Raw genomic sequence first — 5,732 nt, 5'->3', positions numbered from 1 at the left:
TGTTTTTGCACTATTATAGATTGTTATAGAAGTTAAAGTTAATTGATATTAGGTATATATTATATGCATTAAGTAATAAAATGTTTCTCATCAAAATACTTATTAACTATACAAAGTATTTTAGGAGGAAGTATGAAAAAACAATCGCTTTTAAAAGGAACTATGATTTTAGGAATAGCTACTATTTTTGCACGATTTTTAGGTTTGTTTTTTAGAATACCAATACAAGGATTAATTGGTGACCAAGGGATGGGATATTATCAGATGTCATACCCTATATATATGACTTTTGTAGCAATAGCATCAGGAGTACCTATTGCTATGTCAAAATTAATATCAGAGTATAATGCGCGCAACGATACCAATGCTGTTAAACAGGTACTTAAAGATACTCTTAAAATAATGATTCCACTTGGGATAATAATATCATTTTTAATGTTGTACTTTGGAGATAATATTATAAATATCTTAAGGTGGGATAATAAGTCATATCAATCCTTTATGATTATATCCTCAGCACCTATATTTGTATGTATTATGTGTACATTTAAAGGATATTTCCAGGGACTTCAGAATATGAATAATACTGCAATATCTCAAATTATAGAACAGATAGGTAGGGTAGTTTTTGGCGTTATATGTGCATATTTATTACTTCCTAAAGGAATTGAATATGCAGCAGCAGGAGCCGCATTTGGAACGGTAGCTGGAGGATTGCTGGGAAGCATTTACTTGGTAATAAAATATTTATTTGTTAGATCAAAGTCGTATAAATTAAAAGTGAAAAGGAGTAATAAAATACTATCAAACTTAGTACAAGCAGCATTTCCTATATCCGTAGGAGCTGCAGTTGGAACGATTATGGCTTTAATTGATTCTATAATAGTACCTCAAAGGCTCTTGTTAGCAGGTTATACTATTCAAGAAAGTGCCATATTATATGGTCAATTTACAGGTAAGGCTATGACTCTTCAAAATATTCCACTGGCACTTTCTATTGCTCTATGTTCAGCTTTAGTACCTATAATATCAGAGGTATATTCCATGCATAATCAAAATGAATTATACAGAAGGGTAAACATGGTATTTAAGTTATCTTTTGTTATAGGTATTCCAAGTGCATTAGGGTTATTTTATCTTTCAAAGCCTATTATGGGATTAGTGTTTATGGGGGATGTAGCAGGGCATGAAATACTTAAATTATTATCTTTATCAATACCATTAATTATAATAACACAGACTACTACATCGCTTTTACAAAGTTGTGGTAGATATATGAAACCGGTATATTATCTTGCTATAGGGTGTCTATTTAAGGTAGTCATTACCTATGTTTTAGTAAGTAACTCTAGATTTAATATATATGGTGCAATAATTGGAAGTATAGTTGGATATGCAGTAACTAGCATTTTAAACTTGCAAGAGGTTAAAAAACTGCTCAAAGTAAAGATAAACCTATATGAAGTAGTTATAAAACCTTTATTTGTGTCATTAATTATGATAATATCTGTTGTTTTTATATATAATAATGTCTATAATTATACACAGAGTAATGGAATATCTTGCTTAATAGCTATTTTCTTTGGCATGGTAATATTTGGAATACTATCGGTTGTATTTAAAATATTTACCATTGAAGATATAAAGGGAAAGCTCATTAAAAACTAAAAGAGGAGTAGATTCAAATGATTACAGTGGTTGGTTTAGGACCTGGTTCTAAAGAGGCTTTAACCATAGGTGTACTAGAAATTTTGAAAAGTAATAAAAATATATACTTTAGAACAGAAAAACACCCTAATGTTAAATACTTAGAATCTATGGGTGTAAAGTTTAATACCTATGATAATTTTTATGAAGAATATAATAATTTTGACCATATATACAAGGCAATTGCAGAGGATCTTATAAAAATTTATCAGCAAGAAGGAGACTTAGTATATGCAGTTCCAGGTCATCCCTTAGTTGCAGAAAAATCTGTAACTATATTATTAGAAATCTGCAAGGAGAATGGAATAGAAGCTAGATTAATGCCATCGGTAAGCTTTGTAGATGCAGTTATAGAGAGCTTAAGGATTGATCCAATAGAAGGGGTAAAAATAATAGATGCCTTTGATATAAGTGAACAGGTTATGGATAAGAGATTAGGAGTAATAATAACCCAGGTGTATAACAAATTTATTGCTTCTGAAGTGAAGTTAGCTCTATGTGAATATTATAGCGATGATAGTGATATATACTTTGTAAGAGCAGCAGGCATACAAGGAGAAGAAAGTATAAGAAAAATTAAACTATATGATTTAGATAGACAAGAGGATATTGATTATTTAACTTCCATATATATTCCTAAAGATCTTAAAGGTTCTAAAGATTTTAAGGATTTAATTAATGTGATGTCTACTCTTAGGAGTGAAAATGGATGTATGTGGGACTTAGAACAAACTCATGAATCTTTAAAAAGAGGTTTAATTGAGGAATGTTATGAAGTTATTGAAGCTATAGACGAAATGGACGATAATAAACTTATTGAGGAGTTAGGAGATGTACTTTTTCAAGTAATATTCCACGCTCAAATTGGTAAGGAGGAGGGTTATTTCAACATAAATGATGTAGTAGCAGCTATAACTGAAAAAATGATAAGTAGGCATCCACATATATTTTCAGATGTAAGAGTTAAAAATACAGATGAAATATTGGAGAATTGGGATGAAATTAAAGTTAAAGAAAAGAAATTTACTAGCTATACCGATGAATTAAAACATGTTCCACGTTGTATGCCCGGACTTATTAGAGCAGAAAAGGTTCAAAAAAAGGCTGGTAAGGTAGGGTTTGACTGGGATAACGTAGAGCCAGCTATGGAGAAAGTTATAGAAGAATTACAAGAGATAAAAGATGTATATAAAAATTCAGATGTGTCAAAAATACAGGAAGAGGTAGGAGATTTAATCTTTGCCACAGTAAATATTGCAAGACTTCTTGACATTGACCCAGAATTTGCAGTAAATTATACTATAGATAAATTTATAAAACGCTTCCAATTTATTGAGGAATCTGGCATTAAAAAGGGTATTGACATGAAAGAAATGACATTAGAAGAAATGGAAACCCTTTGGAGTGAATCTAAAAAGTATAATTTATCAACAAAAAGATAAATTTTTTCAAAAAAAAGAAGGATTCTAGGTAACTTGTAAGAATATTGTAAGTATTATTTTATGTAATTAAAATATAAATTACGTAAAATTAACATTAAGGAGGTACTATTGTGAACAAATCAGAATTAATAGCAAAAATGGCTGAAAAGTCAGGACTAACAAAAAAAGATAACGAGGCGGTATTAAAAGCATTTATAGAGAGTGTTGAAGAGGCTCTTGAAGGTGGAGAGAAAGTTCAACTAGTTGGATTTGGTACTTTTGAAACTAGAGAAAGAGCTGCTAGAGTAGGAAGAAATCCAAGAACAAAAGAAGAAATACAAATACCAGCATCTAAAGTTCCTGTTTTCAAAGTTGGAAAAGAATTTAAAGACATAGTAAATAAATAATTACTTGAAAAAGCCTAGAAATGTTCTGGGTTTTTTCTTCTATTCAAGGGATACAGGATAAAGTATAATTTCATTAAAATTTTTATATAGTTTAAGGAGGCAACTATGAGATTAGATAAATATTTAAAGGTTTCTAGAATAATTAAAAGAAGAACTGTTGCTAAAGATGTATGTGAAAATGGTAGAGTATCCATAAATGGAAAAGTAGCAAAACCAAGTACTACTATAAAAGAAGATGATATAATAGAAATTCAATTTGCTAATCAATTATTAAAAGCAAGAATTATAAATATTGCTAATCATGTTAATAAAGAAGAGGCTAAGAATATGTATGAAATAATCAGTGGGGAAGAGGATAAGGAATAAATAATAGCATAAAATATTTTTTAATGAATATATCTTTATAGAAAGCTAATATGTTTTTAGGTTTAAGGGGGATATTATGGAACCAAATAAAGATATGTCGTTAGAAAATAAAAAGAGTTTTATTGCGTTAGAAAATAGAAAAAAGATGACTTTAGATGGAGTTTTAGAAATATTAAGCTTCAATGATGAACAGATACTTATAATAACTGTGTTGGGAGATATGGATATCAGAGGTGAAGAGTTAAAGATGACCAAGCTAGATGTTCAAAATGGAGATGTGGTAATAACGGGGAAAATATCTTATGTAGTATATACAAGTGAAGAAAAGAGACCAAAGAAGCGAAATAGTATTGTTTCTAAAATATTTAGGTGATTGAGTTATGATATTTGATATGGGTAGGCAAATAGCATTGTTTATATTCTCCTTACTTAGTGGAATGCTAGTTGGTATTTTCTTTGATGTATATAGAGTAATAAGAGGTTTTGAAGAGCCTGGAACCATCATAACAGCAATACAGGATATGCTATTCTGGATATTAACTGGCATTATAGTATTTATTTTTATGATGTATACAAACTATGCTTACATGAGCTTTAATGTGTTTGTATATAATTTAATTGGATTATTTATATACTTTAAACTATTTAGTAATATATTTATATTAGCATACGGAAGCATATTAAATGCCATATTAACGTTTTTTAGAGTAATATTTTATTATATATTCTATCCTATAAGAATTATTTTCAGCAAAATAACAAAAAAAAAATAAAATTTATAATATTAAGGGTTGAAGAAAATAAAAATTCAAATTACAATATAGCTATAGGTTAATTTGACTACTTGAAAATAAAACCTATGACATGTTACTATTTGTAATAAGGAAGGAAAATCGATATGAAGAAATTCAGCATAAAAAAGATAGGTCTTTTACTTATAGCTCTTTACGTAGGCTTTACATTTATAAATCAACAAATAATAATGTTTAGACAACATAAAGATATTGATAACTATACTTCGGAGTTACAAGCAGCACAAGAAAAGAATCAAAAGTTACAGGATGAGATTAAACTATCACAAGATAGTCGATATATAGAAAAACTTGCAAGGGAAAAGCTTGGGTTAATTAAAGAAGGAGAATCTCCTGTAATAGACAGTAAATAAAGTGAAAATTACTATGACTAATTATTATTAGTTATAGTATATATAAATTTAAATTATAAATTTAAGGAGGGTCTTTTCAATATGACCTTAAAGGCTGGAAGCATTATAGAAGGTAAAGTAGTTAATATCACAAACTTTGGTGCATTTGTTGAAGTGGAAGGGAAAACAGGCTTAGTTCATATATCGGAAGTATCTGATGTATTTGTTAAGAATGTACATGATCATTTAAAAGAAAATGATGTGGTTAAAGTTAAAGTCATTTCTGTAGATGATAATGGTAAGATGAGTTTATCCATAAAGCAAGCTGGTATACCAAAAAAATCTTTTAAACCCGTAGATATAGATTGGGAAAAGGAAAAATCTAAAACTACAAGTTCAGGAAGTTTTGAAGACAGGATGTCAAAATTCTTAAAAGATAGTGAAGAAAGATTTCAAGATCTTAAAAAACACCAAGATGGTGGAAAAGGTAGAGGATATAGCAGAAAAGGATATAATTAAGCTTTATACCGAAAGGATTAAAGAGTGCTTTTTAAGCACTCTTATTTATTTTAATGTCAGTTAAATTAAACCCTAGCTTTTTTTACATTTAGTTATAATAAGTGAGGGAGAAATAAATAATAAATATAAAAAACTATATAAATACTGTGTCAACGATTTTTGACTTTG

8 protein-coding genes are annotated in these 5,732 nt (G+C 28.9%); all 8 read left to right on the top strand.

The annotated features are described in order from the left end of the window. The first annotated feature begins 132 nt into the window (after window positions 1-132). The 8 genes from B2694_RS11970 to B2694_RS11935 all read left to right on the top strand — a co-directional run bounded on the left by B2694_RS11970 (window position 133) and on the right by B2694_RS11935 (window position 5,564). Window positions 133-1,668 (top strand): polysaccharide biosynthesis protein, encoded by a 1,536-nt coding sequence (locus B2694_RS11970; RefSeq protein WP_346885937.1) that lies wholly within the window; start codon window positions 133-135, stop codon window positions 1,666-1,668. A gap of 17 nt (window positions 1,669-1,685) precedes the next feature. After that, entirely contained in the window at window positions 1,686-3,149 is a 1,464-nt protein-coding gene (gene mazG / locus B2694_RS11965; protein WP_346885936.1) for a nucleoside triphosphate pyrophosphohydrolase, read from the top strand. Between the two features lie 110 nt (window positions 3,150-3,259). Continuing rightward, window positions 3,260-3,535 carry an HU family DNA-binding protein gene (locus B2694_RS11960; RefSeq protein ID WP_035132498.1) on the top strand — a complete coding sequence of 92 codons (276 nt, stop codon included), beginning with the start codon at window positions 3,260-3,262 and terminating at the stop codon, window positions 3,533-3,535. A gap of 105 nt (window positions 3,536-3,640) precedes the next feature. Continuing rightward, window positions 3,641-3,901: an RNA-binding S4 domain-containing protein gene (locus B2694_RS11955; RefSeq protein WP_346848845.1), complete on the top strand. Its 261-nt coding sequence runs from the start codon at window positions 3,641-3,643 to the stop codon at window positions 3,899-3,901. 76 nt (window positions 3,902-3,977) lie between these two features. Further along, the gene (yabP, locus tag B2694_RS11950; RefSeq protein WP_346848846.1) at window positions 3,978-4,274 is read left to right on the top strand and encodes a sporulation protein YabP; all 297 of its coding nucleotides are present in this window, start codon (window positions 3,978-3,980) and stop codon (window positions 4,272-4,274) included. Between the two features lie 7 nt (window positions 4,275-4,281). Continuing rightward, window positions 4,282-4,674 (top strand): spore cortex biosynthesis protein YabQ, encoded by a 393-nt coding sequence (gene yabQ, locus B2694_RS11945; RefSeq protein ID WP_346885935.1) that lies wholly within the window; start codon window positions 4,282-4,284, stop codon window positions 4,672-4,674. 125 nt (window positions 4,675-4,799) lie between these two features. Then, a complete protein-coding gene (locus tag B2694_RS11940) occupies window positions 4,800-5,066 on the top strand; it encodes an FtsB family cell division protein (protein ID WP_035132490.1) in 267 nt (88 codons plus the stop codon). Window positions 5,067-5,147: 81 nt separating this feature from the next. After that, the gene (locus B2694_RS11935) at window positions 5,148-5,564 is read left to right on the top strand and encodes a S1 domain-containing RNA-binding protein (RefSeq protein WP_346885934.1); all 417 of its coding nucleotides are present in this window, start codon (window positions 5,148-5,150) and stop codon (window positions 5,562-5,564) included. Window positions 5,565-5,732 lie beyond the last annotated feature (168 nt).

It is taken from the genome of Clostridium sp. UBA4395 (genome assembly GCF_002390995.1).
Classification (GTDB): domain Bacteria; phylum Bacillota; class Clostridia; order Clostridiales; family Clostridiaceae; genus Clostridium_J; species Clostridium_J sulfidigenes.
The sequence above is the reverse complement of the archived record's forward strand: the minus strand, read 5'-3'. Positions and strand labels throughout refer to the sequence as shown.